Below are 16,108 nucleotides of genomic sequence, written 5' to 3'. Positions count from 1 at the left end.
ACAATTATGAAACACCAAATTCTCCAGGAATCTTATCAGGTTTCCAATGAAGCCAAAGGTTTTTATCATGAAAATAAATACATCAAATTGAAAGATGTATTAAGTCCTGATGTAATCCATTATTATAATAGCATCATTTCAGAAGAAGTGGATAAGCTAAATTCAGTTACACTGCCCATGGAATCCAGGGATACTTATGGTAAGGCATTCCTGCAGATTTTCAATTTATGGAGGGAAAATGAGGAGATAAAAGCGCTTGTTTTAAGCAAACGGTTGGCCGGAATAGCTTCTGAATTAATGGGATGCGAAAAAGTGAGAATTTATCATGATCAGGCTTTGTTCAAAGAGCCTGGGGGAGGTATCACACCTTGGCATGCGGATCAATATTATTGGCCAATTGATACAGATAAGACCATTACGGCTTGGATTCCATTACAGGAAACCCCATTAGCTATGGGGCCTTTGGAATTTTCTGCCAAAAGCCATCAGCTTGTTGTTGGAAGAGATTTGGGAATCGGGGATGAATCTGAAGTAGAGATAAAGAAAAACCTGCGTATCAATAACTTTGAGCACGTGATAGAGCCCTTTGATTTGGGGGAAGTGAGTTTTCACTCCGGATGGGTTTTCCATAGGGCCGGAGCCAATCAAACTGATCAAATGAGAAAGGTTATGACTATTATTTATATGGACGCCAATGCAAGGTTAAAACAACCGGAAAACCCAAACCAAGAGAAAGATTGGCATACCTGGTGTCCGGGAGCGGTGATTGGGGAGGAAATTAACACACCATTGAATCCGGTAATTGAATGATAATTTTGTAAATAGCTCATTTTAAAAACAAAATGTGGATAAAATGTGGAATTTAAAGGTTTTATGTGTGGATAAATTGTTTAAAAATAAAATAAAATTTTATTGCAAAATTTGAATTCCTATACTAACTTTGATAATATCAAGTGAGAGATAAAAGGTTTGAAAGTAAAATTTCAGGCAATGGTTTCGGACTTAAAATTAAGGATGAAGGGGCTGTAACCTCCAGGTATACAGTCTGAGAAGGGAAACCGCAGAAATCCAAAAATTAGGAGACTTTATCGAAAGATGGATGTTTCAAAGTTAGAAAACCTAAAGTCATGAACCTGGGCAACTGGGGGAAAAGTCACAATAACTGTAGCTTGGCATGGTTTGAGGGCTAAGGCGTTCAAGTCATGAAGCGGGAAAAATCTGAGAAGGTTTTTCCCGCTTTTGTTTTTTTAGGTTATTGAATTCTGGCTTTCAGGAATTGGTTTATTTACCATTACATTTAAATTAGATGTTCTTTTTTGCCAAATAAAAGTCTACCATTTCATAATCACTGGCCTCTCTTTCCTGCATCTCGGCAACGGTTTTTGGTGGAGGTACGATCACTTTTTCTCCAGGAGTCCAGTTCAAAGGCATGGCCACTTTGTGTTTATCAGCTGTTTGCAATGCAATCAAGGCTCTTTTTATTTCATCCATGTTTCTTCCCACATTCAGTGGATAGTACATGATCAGCCTGATTTTACCATTGGGATCAATGAAAAATACTGCCCTAACGGCCGCGGTCTCACTTTCACCGGGCTGTAACATACCGTATAGCTTGGACACTTTCATGTCAATATCCGCTACAATTGGGAACTCAAATAGCACCCCTGTATTTTTCTTCACATTATTTACCCAAGCAATGTGGGAATGGATAGAGTCGATACTCAATCCTACCAATTTGGTATTGTGCTCGTCGAAGAACTTTTGGTCTAATGCAAAACCGCTCATTTCGGTGGTACATACCGGCGTAAAGTCAGCAGGGTGGGAAAAGAAGATAGTCCAGCTTCCCTTGATGTATTCAGAAAACTGCATAGGACCGGTAGTGGTCATCGCTTTGAAATCAGGAGCCTGGTCACCGATTCTTGGCATGGAGATAATTTCTTGGTCATTCATAATATATCTTTTTTAAGGTTATCTTTTTTTGACAATTCAAATTTCGATATAACCCATTATACAATATGAGACCAAAGTCACCATGAAACCATTATTCCAATAGGAAAAATCTATCGGAGATAAAAAAGGCTTGAAAAATTTTGATTGGATAGCTCTATTAGATAGATAGTATTTGAAGTGAAAATCTTCAGCTTATTTTTCAAATTCCACTTCATACAGGGACATATATTTCCCCAGGTCTGAAAATTTGAAAAAAAGGCGTGCTTTTTTTCCCAATCTCAAACTGGTATATTTATTCTCTATATCGGTAGTTGAATTCATAGGTTGTAAAGAAGGATACCATAATACATGCCCAGCCTTTTGAACCAAAAGCTGAGGTTTTGTCCAGGCTTGGGAATTATCACCAACTCCCAATTCCTTATGGGGGTTGAATGAAATGTACAATTTATCTCCTATCCATGATTGTCCTTCTACATAGCCCATCATCATTACCCAACATTCCAGATAGTCATTCCAACTGACTGAGGGACCCCAATGAAAGCCGCCTTGTGGGGATGATGCAGGTCCACCCCCTTCTGAAACAGGTACCTGTAAAGAAGCAACTGGCTTTCCAACCCCATCCCAAGGGGCATTGAAGCCAGTACCATCCCACCGCTTGGCTTTTCCCTGGGGATCATCCAAATCCGTAATCTTGATTCTCGCAATGCTGATGCATTGTCCGCCTGCTTCTACCAAAGGATCATAGGTCGCAGCATCAAATACACCAGGGTACCCATATTCTCCATAGAACAGGTACAGGTATTCGCCTACAGCCACTGCAGATGGATCCCCAACACCTCCCGCAAAAGTTTTGGAAATATTGTTAGGCTTCAATATCATCCTGGGTTGTTTGTCTTCCAAAAACAAACCTTTATTTTCCCATGACCAGCCACCGTCTGTTGACTTCATCACCCCAATCCTGCAAACTGCGGCCGGAGTGATCCTTTCGGTCAGACCTAATGGCCAATCTTTATCGATATATCCTTCCCCCGTTTCGGGATTGTAAGGGAGGGTTTCCGGATAATTTTCATTATGGTAAATGGCAAACAAAGTTTTTCCGCTTGGATCTCTTTCATCCTGGTAAACTGTCTCAAACCAAACGGCCCCATGAAGTCCTGGTTCACCTATTGTGGCATTTTTTGGTAATTTTGGAGCTATATAAGAAGATGCCGGAGAAGAAAAAACCTCATCTGCATTAAAACCGGATGCAAATTTTAGGTCTTCTGCAAATCCCCAAACCGGGTCTTCGCCATATTTTCCCGGAAAAATCCTAAGTGTATCCCCGATCCATACCTCTGCCATATTACAGTCCACGAAATTGTTGAAATGGAATGTGTCCGTTTCTATCAGACGGAATTTAGGGATCTTAAAGTCCATAGATTCCTGGTTGTTTGCTTCAGGGGTAGATTCCTTTTTGCAGGAAAATATTGTCACCATACCAAGAAGGAAGAGTAAGGCGGGGAATTGGATAGACCATTTCATAGTTTATGAAGGTTTAAGGCTGTTTAATACCATAATTTTCCCAACGTGGAAGCATCATTTCTTGCACAATTAAATTTTTGATACCTGTAATATTGGCGAACTCTTTCTCATGTTTGGCAAAAAAAGCCGACAGATTCGACAAGTTGCCGATGACCCTATCCAGTTCAGGGTCTGAAATTCCCAATTGAATTAAAGCTCTTTTCTGCTCAAGCATTAAGGAAATAAGGCTCCTGTTTGCATATTCCGGATAGAGATTTTCAGGATCATCTGATTTGATACTTTCCATTCCCAATACCAAAGCCTGAACTTCTTCAATTTTCACTTCCAAATTATCCACACTAATTGATTGGCTTTCAGAAACTATCAAATCCAAAGCCCAAAAAAATTTGATAAATTTATGGCTTATTTCGAGGTCAAGTTTTTCAACGATTTCTTTGTTCTTGGCCTCATGTAAGTTTTTTGTTTTATAATCTTCATAGGCCTTAAGTCCTCCGGAGGCAAAAATCACTGACAATATCCAGATACCAATTTTTGAATTGAAAAATGAAAGAACTTTGAAAATGGTACTTTTTGCTCCCTTTTTATTAAGGATTTCTTCCATGGCTTCCATCCTGTAGGTTTCCAAAGCCTTAATTTTTTCCTTTTCAATATCTGACAGCATAGTTGTCCCAAAATGAATTAGTAAATAGATTTATCCTAAGTGCCAAGTTAAAGATTTTAGTACATTTTAGAGGAATAGTATTAAGATTTATCTCTAAATTCTTCCCCTATGAAAAATATATTACCAATCTTCCAAAATCGACAAAACCAATCTTGATGAATTGATGGAAGCCGGGCCAACAAACTGTTCAAAGTTTACCCTTGCATCATGGTTGGCATTATCACTGCAACTTCTAATCACTACGAAAGGAATATCCAAAGTCCTGCAAATATGCCCCACTGCAGCCCCTTCCATTTCGGCTGCCAGAGCCCCATATTCTCCAAATAACCATTGGGCTTTTTCAGGACTGCTTACAAACATATCCCCTGTAGCAATCAACCCGGTGAATACATTTGGGTTTCTTCCTGATAAGGCATTGAATGCAACCTGTTGGGCGGCCTGTTTGCTTTTGAATACCAAAATGGAATCTGATGGGATAAAAAGATCCGTTTGGTGGGCTCCGGTAAGTTCCCTATAGGTGGTTACTTCAAATCCTTCCTGATCGAATTTTCCAAAATCATGCTGGAATAAACGATCCCCGATTATGATATCCCCCGGTAAAGATTCAGGATGTAAGCCTCCGGCTACTCCTGTGAAAATCAGCGCATCTATTCCAAAATTCTGGGTAAGGACTGCAGTACTGTAGGAGGCATTCACTTTTCCAACTCCGGCTTTTAAGACGACTACTTTTTTCCCATTGATTTTCCCTTTGTAAAAGTCTATTCCCCCGATTTGGATTTTTTTCTGTTTTTCCATTTCACCTAATAATAGGTCAATCTCCTGTTCAAGAGCGCCCATCACGGCGATATATTGGGCCTCAACCTTAAAGCTACTTGAAAAGAACAGGATTAAAAGCAGGTAAAAAGCAAAATATTTTTTCATAATCTGGTAAAATAGGAAACTTTACAAAGGTACATTTCAATTATAAATTCCCTTAAGGGAATTTATTGCCAAAGAAAAAAAAAGGAAAACAATGATATAATCCATAAAATAGGATGAATTTCCTTTTGCTTACCACTGAAAAATTTAATCAGCGTCCAGCTTACAAATCCAAAGGAAATTCCTGTGGATAAGGAATAGGTAAATGGTATCAAGACAATGGTGAAAAAACTGGGAATGGCCTCATCAGCAATTTTCCAGTTGATTTTTGTAACAGGGGTAAGCATAAAAGAACCCACCAAAACCAAGGCAATGGAACTGGCAATACCTGGAATGAGGGACAATAAGGGAGAGAAAAACATAAATGGCAAGAAAAGAAGACCTGCGGTCACCGCCGTAGCGCCGGTTCTTCCCCCTTCCTCAATTCCCACAGCAGATTCTATAAAGGCAGTTCCTGAACTGCTTCCCACCAATCCTGCAAAAAGCGTAGTGGTGGCATCAGTCAAAAGGGATCTTTTCATATTCCTTGGGTTGCCATCAGGGTCTTTTAGACCGGAGGCTTCTGAAAGCCCAACAAATGTTGAAATGCCATCGAACAGAATGGTGAACGTGAACACAAAAATCACTGACAAGTAACTGAATTGAAGAGATCCTAAAATATCTGCCTTAAATAATAGACTGAAATCAGGCATGGAAATCAGTCCCGAATAGTTTACTAAGGTGGGAATCCCATAATTGACCGCTGAAGCATCCCCCCAACACCTGCCCAAGGGCCAGGCCAATATTGTTGTAAAAATGATGCCGTAAATGATGGCTCCTGATACTTTTCTGCTGATCAAAACTCCCGTAAACAATAAGCCCAATAAAAATGTAAGGTTAATCGGGTCTTTGAAGGAGGCCATGCTGACCAGGGAATCGGGATTGTCAACAATAAAATGGGCATTTTGGAAACCGATAAAACATATAAATAAACCTATCCCGGAAGCCACCGCATGCCGTAATGCCACTGGAATTGCTGCTATAATTTTTTCTCTTGTATTAAAAAAAGACAAAAAAAGGAAGATAACCCCGGACCAAAACACAGCACCCAAGGCCTCTTGATAGCTTAAGCCATAACCTTTCACCGCAGTGTAAGCAAAGAAAGCATTAATTCCCATTCCGGGAGCTACTACTATGGGGTTTTTGGCATAAAGCCCCATCATTAAGCTCCCAAAACAGGATACCAAAACTGTTGCGGTCAAAACTCCTGAAAAAGGCATTTCCGCTGCCGATAGAATCGCAGGATTGACGATGATGATGTAAAAGGAAGCCAGAAAGGTACTGATACCCGCAAGGATTTCTGTTTTCAGAGAGTTTGGAGGGGTCGTTATTTTCATAGAATGAATTTGGTATCAATAAATTATTTGTTGACTATTAATAATTCATAAATTTTAAGGGGGGATTCTACATGAAGCTTTATTATTGGCTATAAATTAGTCTCAAAGTGATGTTTGTATCATCTAACTTTTTCACCCACGTTGCACGTGGGACTCCGCCTCGGCGGACAAGTTATTCAAAGTTTAACCTTGCCTCGCCGGAAGGAAGGCCCGCCTGATCGGACGGGCAGGCACTTCGTGGTTATATAACTTTTGTTAATTCTTCAATAATCATTCTTCATTCCCACCGCCATACTACATCCCACATCAGACTCCAGACTTCCTTTCTCTTGGTTCTTGTCTCTTGAATCTTTTTCCTTGTTTTCATATCTTCTCACAACCTTTCCACTGTCATCCCCCCATCAATAGTAATCACTTGACCAGTGGCATAGGATATATCCCCTTTGGCCAATACAGCAACAGCCTTACCGATATCCTCAGGTTGCCCCATACGTTTTTCCAGAGTCAGCCCTGTTTGTATTCTTTCCTGGTAAATCTCTTTCACTTTTGCTATCATATCGGTTTCAACTACCCCAGGGCGGACCTCATAAACGGGGATGCCTTCTTCCGCCATTCTCATGGCGAAAACTTTGCTCATCATAGATAAACTTGCCTTGGACATACAGTATACGGCTCTATTGGTTGATCCTAAAATTGCGGAAACTGAAGTAATATTGATAATGGTATAAGATTCAAAAGGCTGTTCTTGTTTTTGTTTCAACATCCACTGGGCAACAGATTGGGTTAGGAAAAATGTGCCACGAAGGTTGATATCCATCACTTCATCGAAATCCTCAGGGGACACTTCAAGAACATCCGCTCTTACCCTTGGAGCCACTCCTGCATTGTTAACCAATATATTCAATTTACCAAAATGAGTATTTACTTTCTCAATGATTCTCTGATGGTCTTCCAGCAATGCGATATTGCCCTGTGCATAAATTACTTCTTTTCCCAAAGCCCTGAGTTCCTCCATAACAGGAATAACATCTTTTTCCTCCCGAATTCCATTCAATGCCAAATCAAAACCATTGAGGGCAAGTTGCCGGGCAATGCCCAATCCAATACCTCTGGTTCCCCCGGTAATCAATGCAACCTGTTTCATGTCTCTTTGATCTTTTTAAGTTTTTCGTGAATTTCCATTTCTTTGTAGTAGGGATCCAAGGGAAAACAACCTGAAATCAATCCATTTCTTGGAGCAGTGGTACAGTCGGAAAATGTTCTACATAATTTCTGTCTTTTCAATCCCTTCCCGCCCAATACATCTGCAGGCAATTCCGGATAACTCAGGACCATCCTTCCCAACCCAATCGAATCCGCCATACCCCTAAGGAGCACCTCCTGAGCCACCATAGGGAGCCATTCCTGAAGGTAGGAATAAGCAGAACCCACAATATAAAAATCGGAAAATGCTTTTTTGATTTTGGAGGTGGAATTTATTTGTCTTGCTACTCCATGCAATGGGTCTTCTGGTGGAAGATAACCATCCGATGGTGGAAATAAAGCAGGCCTTTGGATATGGGGATTATAATAAGGGCTTCCAGCTGTAGTACAAACCAATTCTATATCCAGTTTTTGTATTACTTTCAAAAAGTCATAAGGTTCCAGAAGATTGATATTGATACCGCTTGAATCAGAACCAAATGCCAAATGGTAAGGGGAGGTCATGGCAGGAACACCGATTCCATCGTCACCTTTATGAAAAGGCATCCAGTCAAAAACACTTACCCGCACACCTATCTCAAGTCCAGGAGCTTCTGACCTTATTCCTGCCACCACTTCTTTGAGGAATCGGCTTCTGTTATCCATGCTGTTCCCATAATCACCCTCCCTTCCTATGGCACTCAACAATTCATGACCAAGGTATCCGTGGCAATGTTTGATGTCAACAAAATGAAAACCGGCTTTTTGGGCCAAAACAGCTGCCTTGACAAAATCATCCACCAATTCCCTTATTTCAGCATCTGTCATCACCGGATAATTATTTGCTAGTCCAAATTTTTGATTTAAATAGGGGTGGGGGTAGAGGATTTTGGGCTCCATTTTATTCTGATGGTTGGGTTTGGAGAATCTACCGGAATGGGTCAACTGAAGCCCTACCAAAAAATCATCCGTCCTTCCAAAGTTTTCCTGATGCTCCTGAATAAGCATTCGGTAGAGTTCTTCAAAGTCCCGGAGGTTTTCTTCCTTTAAAAGTAATTGATTTGGATTTGCCCTTCCATCATGCCTCACAGCTACCGCCTCACAGCCCCAAAGTAGTTTTGCTCCACTTTTAGCAAAATTTCTCCACCTTCTTTTGGTATGTTCTGACGGCCTGCCTTCTTTGGTGCCATCCCAACCTTCCATAGGAAGAATGCTGAAAGAATTCCCTATCAATCTTCCAGATCTTAGTCTATGTCCTTTGGCAAGAGGTGTTTGTGGGCCTGATAATGGCTCTTCAGGCAAGGGTAAGGGAATACCTTCTTTTTCCAAATAATTCCGGAACTGCTCCAAGGTTTTCAATTGGGCAACTCGGGGAAATTTGGGTTTGTATTTTCCTTCACTCATCGCTCAATGGAATTAATAAAACTGTAATATTTTTCTCCCTGTATGTTTCTTTGGATCAATAAAGCCAATTCCCTTGCATGGTAATCTCCCCACATACTGGATTCTCCATAAGGGACTTTTTCTTTTTCAGGAGAATAATCCCAACCATTTGGCCTGTGGTAAATTGAATGTAAAATCAATCCCTGGTGCTGAGGATCTGTAGAAAGATAAGGTTCCTGAAACAGTACTTTGGCTATTTGATAACCTGCATTCAAATATTTTTGGGACTTTTCAGGATTGGAAGTACTGAGCCAATTGCCTATTCTGAGGAATCCCTGTGCAGCGATACTTGCTGCCGAGCTGTCCACTGGCTCAAATGCATTAAATGGATCGGCAGGAAGGTTTAAGTAATCCCCCAAACGATACAAATTTGGTGCTCCCGTGTCCCAATAAGGAATGCCGTCAATTGGGGTATGATCAAGATAAAATTCAACAGTAGCCAAAGCTGCTTTTTCAAGAATCTGGGTTAGCTTCTCTTTCGAAATCACATCAGCATAATCTGCTTCAGGGAGCAGGTCCAAAATCTCCAACGTTTCCCCCAATCCACAAATTGCCCAAGCCAATCCCCGGGTCCAGGTACTGAAACCAGTATAGCCCTGTTGGGAGTTGGGACATCTATATTTTCCATCATTCGTATTGAAAATGATCTCGTGTGCTGTTCTTCCTAGAAGGTCATATTGATCTCTTCCTTCCCCATAAAAGATAGAATACCGAACAGTACTGAGCAAATGGTGTATAGCTCTTTGCAGTAGATTAATCTTTTTATCATTTTCCCCTTGGAGGACATGGCCCAGCAAATGGGACAAAATAACTGCCCTACAAGTTCTGATCGTATCTACAAAAAGCGAATGGGGCCCGTTAAAGGAATAAATAAATCCTCCGTCTGGAATAGAAGTCCATCTTAATGCCTGGATGGCACCACTTACTTTAATGGCCAGTCTGTAAAATTCTTTCTCCCATAAAGATGCTTCAATTTTTCCTTCAACGATCAACCTAAGCAGATTGCCATAAGTACTGACATTGTTGAACCCATGGTCATGCACCCCTGTATGGGTAAGATGTGGGGCCATTTTATGCAAGGTGTTTTCTCTTCCCAATTTCAGGAACTCTTTCTCTCCAGTAGCATCAAACTGGAGCAAAGCCGATCCAAACTGAAAACCCTGTGTCCATTCGGTCCAGCCCCTGGTAACATATTTACCTTTTTCTGTAAATACAGGAGCACCCATAGAAGTATCAAAAGCCTGTTCAATTTGCAGGATTTTCTGACCAGAAAACTTCCAGAATTGGTCAAGATTCAAGGATTCTATTGATTTATCAACTTTGGGCTCAAGTCTCATTTTTATTTTCTTTCATTTGGTGGCTGACCATGATGATCAGAGTTAAAACAAACAATATACAATATAGCAGAAAATCCAGGTTCATGTTTCCATACTTGGAGGAGACCAGACCCAAAAGGGATAAGATAAAATAGACCAAAGCCAATGAAGACAATAACAACAGTGATTTGGGTGGATTTTTAAAAATTACCGCCCCCAGAATAGCAGGTGCAACCATAGAAGTCCCTGTAAAACTTACCCTGGCCAACAACACCAATTCATCACTCATGAAGGTAGAGAACACCAGGACGATCATTGAAAAAATAAACACCGAAATCTTGGTAATCAGCATGACAGTTCGGTCAGAACCTGAAAGCAAAGACCGGAGTTCTGTCCCCAAAGCAAATATCTGTGCATTGGTAGTGGACAAACATGCAGCGAATAAGCCCACAACAGCCAACGCGGCAACCGGGACAGCCTGATCAAACAGCAAAGCTTGGGAAAGAAAATCCGCAGTAGTAGCATCGGGATACTTCACCGCTCCATAAAGTCCTATAGAAGCCGTAGGGAGAATTACAAGTATAGCAAAAATACCCACTGCATAAGCCATCTTATGGACAGCCTTTAAGTCTTTCATGACAACCAACCTGGTGGTGAACTGTGGTTGGGAAACCGGGATCAGGATTATGGCTATGGTGGAGGCAATTAGAAACTGACTGCTGAATAAACCTTTTGGGCCGGGTAGGGTAGTGAGTCCCGGATTGGTAATAGCAACTTGCTCCATGGCATTTTGAAGTCCGCCGCTCATCTGAAGACAGGTTGCCCCAATGATCCAGATGACGGTCAATAAGATGATTCCCTGAATCGCATCGCTGTACATAATGGCTTTTAATCCCCCTATTGCTGCATAGGCCAGCATGATACCAACCATAATTGCAGACCAGGACCAATCCGGAAGAAAATTGGGAAAGGCAGCATTTAGAAAAATAGAAATGCCCCGGATCTGAATGGCCACATAGGGAATTAGGAAAATGAACGCGCTGGCAAAGATCAGATAGCCGGCAAAGTTGCTGCCATAGCAGGTTTTTATCAATCCGGCAACTCCTTTATAGCCCCTTATACTGGCCCTTTTCCTCAGTTGATATCCAAACCAAAGCAAAAAGAATACCATCAGAGCGTCGGAAAGACCTAGAAAAATCCATGCACCTACCCCATGTGTTCTGAAAAAATCAGGCATACCCATAAAAGTAAAAGCGCTGAATAAGGCTGCTGAAAAAGTCAGAAAACCTAGAATGGCCCCAATGTTGGATCCTGCCAGTATGAACTCATCAGAGCTCCGGTTTTTCCTGTATGATTTGTAGGAAGCATAGGCCAAAGAAGCAAGGAATATCGAGAAGAAGAAAATCAGCCAACCTGTCATTTTTTCTCAGATTCTTTATAGGGGAAAAACTTTGAACCTAAAAACGTCGCAATTACTACAAAAACTGATACTGTAAAACTACTCCAGAAAATAAAAGGTATATTCCACAAATCGGGTCCAATTTGATTTTCCTTGAAAATAAAGGCATAAGCCCCAATGGTCAAACACAATACAGTCAATACGAGAAACTTCCAGATGTTGGATTTCATAGATTGGGTTTATGGGTTGATGGAAATGATAATCCTATAAATTAGGATTTATCAAGTCATTACAATCTAATAAATATCCCTGGGAAAATTAATTCCAATCCAATGAAAGTTGAAAAGAAGTATTTAAGAGGTTACAATTCCTAAATGATTTTGGATTTTTGATCTGTCGTTACGCCTCTTTTTGGTTTTTTTGAAAGGGTCAACAATCCTACAGTTATCAGGATAATGAAGGTGCCCAGCCAGTCCATACCGGTAAAAGTAACCCCTAACCAGGCTACTGCCACCAATGCTGCGGAAAGTGGTTCCACGGAACATAATAAACTGGCGGTTTGTGCACCTATATAATTTAAAGAGCCTAGGAAAATAGAAAAAGAAATCACGGTACCAAAAAGGATAATGTACGTAAATGCCGCCCAGGTACCCATATCCCATACTCCTGAACTTTCCCAAGGACTCGTGTAAAGGGAAAAAGAAAGTCCACCGATCAACATTCCCCAGCCGGTTACTGTAGCTGCAGAATACTTTTTCAACAATTGTACAGGTTGTATGGTGTAAAAAGCCAAAGCAATTGCTGACAAAATTCCCCAGAAAACAGCCGCTTCTGAAATAACCAATTCTGAAAAGCTACCGTGGGTAACCAGTAGAAAGGTGCCAGTCAAGGCCATGATTAAAGCGGTATATTCGAGGACTGAGGGCCATCTTCGGTTTTTAATGGCATAGAAACCTACCACAAAGACAGGTCCTATGTATTGAATTACGGTTGCTGTAGCTGCATTGGAAAGGCTGATGCTGTAAAAGTAAGTGAATTGGACAGCTACCATGCCCAGAATAGCAAACAACAAAAGCTGGATACCGTCATGAGGCTTAAGCCAAACTTTCCATACGTCTGAATTTTTTCTGGCAATGGCAAAGGTTACCAAGATACTACCTGCAATCATCATCCTCCAGGATACCAACCATGCAGGGTCCATATTCCTCTGTTCAAATAAAAACTGGGCACAGGTACCGGAAATGCCCCAAAATATAGCAGCTAATAGGGCTTTAATAAAGCCATGAATGATTTGACGGTCGGTAACTCCGGACATAGGTTAGGTTTGAGAAAGATTACGCAAATAAAAGTCATTTTCGGAAATAAAATAGATTTTCTTTCGGTGGATTCATGTCCCCAAAGAATAAGTAGATTATTTTCTTTATTTTTAATGAATATCATTCAACTTAAATGCTATGAAGTCTTTCTTTTATTTGGTTTTGCTATTTTGTTTTCCATTCACAGTGATATCCTGTAATCCCAAATCACCTGAAAAAGTAAATCAAAAGCGCCCAAATATTATCTTTATCATGTCCGATGACCATGCTTATCAGGCGATTTCTGCTTATGACAACCGTTTGATCCAAACGCCTAACATAGACAGATTGGCGCAAATGGGGATGTTGTTTACCAATGCTAGTGTAACCAATTCCATTTGTGCTCCAAGCAGGGCTACTATACTGACAGGGAAACATTCACACCTTAATGGGAAAGTAGATAACCATTTTCATTTTGATACCACCAACGTGACTTTTCCTCAGATTTTACAGAAAGAAGGGTATCAAACGGCCATGTTTGGCAAATTACATTTTGGTAACAATCCCAAAGGTTTTGACCAGTTTAAAATTTTACCTGGGCAAGGAGCTTATTATAACCCAGAGTTTATCACCAAATATGAGGGTAACATTACAGTAGATGGCTATGTAACTGATATTGTGACGGACTTGACCTTGGATTGGTTGGAAAATGAGCGAAATGAAAAGCAGCCTTTCTTACTGATGTACCTGCACAAAGCCCCACACCGATCATGGTTGATGGCTGAAAGGCATTTGGAAGAATTTACCAATAGGACTTTTCCTGAGCCCGCGACCTTGTTTGATGACTATACAGGGAGGACTTCTCCTGCAGGAGAAGCAGAGATGAATATCCTTCATCATATGAGTTGGGCCGGTGATCATAAGGTTTTCCCAGAACTGATGGATGAATTGGGTATTGCGGAAATCGGGTTTGATAAGCCAAGGTATGCCTATGAATACAGTCGCTTTAATGATTCCCAAAGGGAAAATTTTATGACTGCTTATGGAAAGGTGAATGATGCTTTTTCGAAAACCTACCCCAGCATGAATGAAGAGGATAAAATGAGATGGAAATATCAGCGGTACATGCAGGATTATTTGGGTACCATTCAGGCGGTGGACGAGAATATCGGAAGGTTGTTGGATTATTTGGAAGCCAATGATTTAATGGAAAACACCATCATTGTTTATACTTCAGATCAAGGGTTTTATTTAGGAGAACATGGTTGGTATGATAAGCGTTTTATCTATGACGAATCCTTCAAGACACCACTTCTGATTTCCTGGCCCGGAAAAGTAAAACCTGGATCAAAATCAGATGAATTGGTGCAAAACCTTGATTTTGCACAGACTTTTCTGGAAGCTGCAGGAATAGAAGCCCCTTCCGATATGCAGGGAGAAAGTCTCATTCCAATTCTAACCGGACAAGAAGATAAATGGACACGAGATGCAGTATATTACCATTACTATGAATATCCTGCTGAGCATATGGTCAATAGACATTATGCCATAGTCACCAAAGATTACAAACTGGTCCATTACTACTATGTGGAGGACCAATGGGAATTGTTGGACAGGAAAAAAGATCCTAAAGAACTTAAGAATTTCTATAATGATCCTGAATATGTAACAATCAGGGCCGACCTGCATAGACAATTGGATGAATTAAGGATAAAATACAAAGACAATTCGGATATCAGTCAGCGCTATATTGATGAGTTTATGAAAGATGCTTTGGATGGGAAAGTTTTTGGGGTGAGTAAGGAAAAGGCTAATGAAATTATCGGTAGAAGGGAGAGGGTCCTTAAAAATTGAAAATGAAAAAGGTGGATTTCGGAAGGTAGATGCCGGAAAAAAGTGTCAAGTAAAATGAAGACGTGGCACGCCTTTAGATTCTGTTTAACCGATAAGGCCTGAAAGGCCGTTCTGTAGAAGCCTGGGTTTTAGTCCCGGGAAAATGGCATGACATTTTTCCCCTTATGTCTGAAGGACCGAACTTTTATTTTTCCAATATTCCGTCAATGATATATAGGTGAAATCAAGCTAGGTAAAGCCCAATCTTTCTCATTTCATTTTATTGCCTGTCAATAAGCCCTCTAATATACAGCCAATGCTCAAAATCTTTGGTCCATTGGTCCGAGCTGGTGCCTTTTTTGGCAAAGCCAAATCCATGCCCTCCATTTTCATACACATGTAATTCTGAGGGATGGCCTGCCGCAAACCAATCCTGATAAAGGGAAACACTATGGGGCATAAATTCCAGTTCATCATCAGAAGCGACAGCCACGAAAATAGGTGTCTTTTTCAGAGGCATTTGTACGCCCAAGACCGCTTTTCTGTAAAGGTAAATCGGTGCCAAAAAATCAGGTTTCCATTCCTCAGAAGCACTTAAAGCTACAGACATGGTGACAGTGCCACCTGCTGAGAATCCCATAAACCCAATTTTATTGGGATCAATTCCAAGTTCTTTTGCATTGGATCTGACATATTTCATGGCTTCAATGCCATCATTTTTCGCCATTTCCACGACAGGTGCATTGATGGAGTCCAACTTGTCTTTGTCCTGCATCAAGGGTATAAGGGTTTCAAATGGGTTGTCTGTTTGGCTTTTTACTAAGCGGTATTTTAGCACGAAAGCCGAAATACCTAATTCGTTCAACCATTCCGCAACCCTGATGCCCTCATTGTCAAGGGATAAAATATGAAAAGCACCTCCGGGGGCTACTATGATGGAAGTGCCATTGGATTTTTCTTTTGACGCTGGAAAATGCAATAATTCAGGTTCAGATACATCATAAAGGATGCGGTTGCCCGGAGATGGGGTAATCACCTTTTCAGTCCAAGTCCATTCCTCAGAACCAAGGGCTTTGCCTTGATACAGTTTGATACTGTTCTGAGCCTGTATCTGAAAAGTGGTGAATAGTAGCAAGAAAAGGACTAAGATTTGTTTCATATTTTTTTGTGGGAAACCTAAAATTAAACCCCGGCCAATGATGACAAAAGCCGGG

The 16,108-nt window shown here is 40.8% G+C and carries 14 protein-coding genes; 2 read left to right on the top strand and 12 right to left on the bottom strand.

Features of this window, described 5'->3' with window-relative positions:
* Positions 1-6 precede the first annotated feature (6 nt).
* Positions 7-810 (top strand): phytanoyl-CoA dioxygenase family protein, encoded by an 804-nt coding sequence (locus ACFSKV_RS10490; protein ID WP_380802291.1) that lies wholly within the window; start codon positions 7-9, stop codon positions 808-810.
* Between the two features lie 492 nt (positions 811-1,302).
* Here ACFSKV_RS10490 and ACFSKV_RS10485 read toward each other — a convergent pair whose 3' ends face one another.
* The 11 genes from ACFSKV_RS10485 to ACFSKV_RS10435 all read right to left on the bottom strand — a co-directional run bounded on the left by ACFSKV_RS10485 (position 1,303) and on the right by ACFSKV_RS10435 (position 13,081).
* Entirely contained in the window at positions 1,303-1,950 is a 648-nt protein-coding gene (locus ACFSKV_RS10485; protein ID WP_380802290.1) for a peroxiredoxin, read from the bottom strand.
* 192 nt (positions 1,951-2,142) lie between these two features.
* Complete coding sequence (locus ACFSKV_RS10480; protein ID WP_380802288.1) at positions 2,143-3,471, bottom strand: hypothetical protein; 1,329 nt, start codon at positions 3,469-3,471, stop codon at positions 2,143-2,145.
* 13 nt (positions 3,472-3,484) lie between these two features.
* A complete protein-coding gene (locus ACFSKV_RS10475) occupies positions 3,485-4,132 on the bottom strand; it encodes a hypothetical protein (protein WP_380802286.1) in 648 nt (215 codons plus the stop codon).
* A 120-nt stretch (positions 4,133-4,252) separates the two neighbouring features.
* Entirely contained in the window at positions 4,253-5,053 is an 801-nt protein-coding gene (locus ACFSKV_RS10470; protein WP_380802283.1) for a 5'-methylthioadenosine/adenosylhomocysteine nucleosidase, read from the bottom strand.
* A 62-nt stretch (positions 5,054-5,115) separates the two neighbouring features.
* Positions 5,116-6,426, bottom strand: a complete 1,311-nt coding sequence (locus tag ACFSKV_RS10465; RefSeq protein WP_380802281.1) for an NCS2 family permease — start codon at positions 6,424-6,426, stop codon at positions 5,116-5,118.
* A 373-nt stretch (positions 6,427-6,799) separates the two neighbouring features.
* A complete protein-coding gene (locus ACFSKV_RS10460) occupies positions 6,800-7,570 on the bottom strand; it encodes a 3-ketoacyl-ACP reductase (RefSeq protein ID WP_380802278.1) in 771 nt (256 codons plus the stop codon).
* Positions 7,567-9,012: an oxidoreductase gene (locus ACFSKV_RS10455; RefSeq protein ID WP_380802276.1), complete on the bottom strand. Its 1,446-nt coding sequence runs from the start codon at positions 9,010-9,012 to the stop codon at positions 7,567-7,569. The genes ACFSKV_RS10460 and ACFSKV_RS10455 overlap by 4 nt, the downstream gene beginning before the upstream one ends.
* Positions 9,009-10,388: a glycosyl hydrolase gene (locus ACFSKV_RS10450; RefSeq protein WP_380802273.1), complete on the bottom strand. Its 1,380-nt coding sequence runs from the start codon at positions 10,386-10,388 to the stop codon at positions 9,009-9,011. Before ACFSKV_RS10450 ends, ACFSKV_RS10455 begins: the two co-directional genes overlap by 4 nt.
* Entirely contained in the window at positions 10,378-11,787 is a 1,410-nt protein-coding gene (locus tag ACFSKV_RS10445; RefSeq protein ID WP_380802266.1) for a sodium:solute symporter family protein, read from the bottom strand. Before ACFSKV_RS10445 ends, ACFSKV_RS10450 begins: the two co-directional genes overlap by 11 nt.
* The gene (locus tag ACFSKV_RS10440; protein ID WP_380802264.1) at positions 11,784-11,996 is read right to left on the bottom strand and encodes a hypothetical protein; all 213 of its coding nucleotides are present in this window, start codon (positions 11,994-11,996) and stop codon (positions 11,784-11,786) included. The genes ACFSKV_RS10445 and ACFSKV_RS10440 overlap by 4 nt, the downstream gene beginning before the upstream one ends.
* 140 nt (positions 11,997-12,136) lie before the next feature.
* On the bottom strand, positions 12,137-13,081 hold the full coding sequence (locus tag ACFSKV_RS10435; protein WP_380802261.1) for a DMT family transporter: 945 nt from the start codon (positions 13,079-13,081) through the stop codon (positions 12,137-12,139).
* A gap of 139 nt (positions 13,082-13,220) precedes the next feature.
* Here ACFSKV_RS10435 and ACFSKV_RS10430 point away from each other — a divergent pair, with 139 nt between their 5' ends.
* Complete coding sequence (locus ACFSKV_RS10430) at positions 13,221-14,915, top strand: sulfatase family protein (protein WP_380802259.1); 1,695 nt, start codon at positions 13,221-13,223, stop codon at positions 14,913-14,915.
* A 259-nt stretch (positions 14,916-15,174) separates the two neighbouring features.
* Here ACFSKV_RS10430 and ACFSKV_RS10425 read toward each other — a convergent pair whose 3' ends face one another.
* Positions 15,175-16,053 carry an alpha/beta hydrolase gene (locus ACFSKV_RS10425; RefSeq protein WP_380802256.1) on the bottom strand — a complete coding sequence of 293 codons (879 nt, stop codon included), beginning with the start codon at positions 16,051-16,053 and terminating at the stop codon, positions 15,175-15,177.
* Between the last annotated feature and the right edge of the window lie 55 nt (positions 16,054-16,108).

It is taken from the genome of Shivajiella indica (assembly GCF_042683085.1).
GTDB classification, from domain to species: Bacteria; Bacteroidota; Bacteroidia; order Cytophagales; family Cyclobacteriaceae; genus Shivajiella; species Shivajiella indica.
The sequence above is the reverse complement of the archived record's forward strand: the minus strand, read 5'-3'. Positions and strand labels throughout refer to the sequence as shown.

Excerpts from the sequence above, each read along its gene's own strand:
- ACFSKV_RS10490 (WP_380802291.1), top strand. The coding sequence starts at position 7 with ATGAAACACCAAATTCTCCAGGAATCTTATCAGGTTTCCAATGAAGCC.
- ACFSKV_RS10485 (WP_380802290.1), bottom strand. The coding sequence starts at position 1,950 with ATGAATGACCAAGAAATTATCTCCATGCCAAGAATCGGTGACCAGGCT.
- ACFSKV_RS10480 (WP_380802288.1), bottom strand. The coding sequence starts at position 3,471 with ATGAAATGGTCTATCCAATTCCCCGCCTTACTCTTCCTTCTTGGTATG.
- ACFSKV_RS10475 (WP_380802286.1), bottom strand. The coding sequence starts at position 4,132 with ATGCTGTCAGATATTGAAAAGGAAAAAATTAAGGCTTTGGAAACCTAC.
- ACFSKV_RS10470 (WP_380802283.1), bottom strand. The coding sequence starts at position 5,053 with ATGAAAAAATATTTTGCTTTTTACCTGCTTTTAATCCTGTTCTTTTCA.
- ACFSKV_RS10465 (WP_380802281.1), bottom strand. The coding sequence starts at position 6,426 with ATGAAAATAACGACCCCTCCAAACTCTCTGAAAACAGAAATCCTTGCG.
- ACFSKV_RS10460 (WP_380802278.1), bottom strand. The coding sequence starts at position 7,570 with ATGAAACAGGTTGCATTGATTACCGGGGGAACCAGAGGTATTGGATTG.
- ACFSKV_RS10455 (WP_380802276.1), bottom strand. The coding sequence starts at position 9,012 with ATGAGTGAAGGAAAATACAAACCCAAATTTCCCCGAGTTGCCCAATTG.
- ACFSKV_RS10450 (WP_380802273.1), bottom strand. The coding sequence starts at position 10,388 with ATGAGACTTGAGCCCAAAGTTGATAAATCAATAGAATCCTTGAATCTT.
- ACFSKV_RS10445 (WP_380802266.1), bottom strand. The coding sequence starts at position 11,787 with ATGACAGGTTGGCTGATTTTCTTCTTCTCGATATTCCTTGCTTCTTTG.
- ACFSKV_RS10440 (WP_380802264.1), bottom strand. The coding sequence starts at position 11,996 with ATGAAATCCAACATCTGGAAGTTTCTCGTATTGACTGTATTGTGTTTG.
- ACFSKV_RS10435 (WP_380802261.1), bottom strand. The coding sequence starts at position 13,081 with ATGTCCGGAGTTACCGACCGTCAAATCATTCATGGCTTTATTAAAGCC.
- ACFSKV_RS10430 (WP_380802259.1), top strand. The coding sequence starts at position 13,221 with ATGAAGTCTTTCTTTTATTTGGTTTTGCTATTTTGTTTTCCATTCACA.
- ACFSKV_RS10425 (WP_380802256.1), bottom strand. The coding sequence starts at position 16,053 with ATGAAACAAATCTTAGTCCTTTTCTTGCTACTATTCACCACTTTTCAG.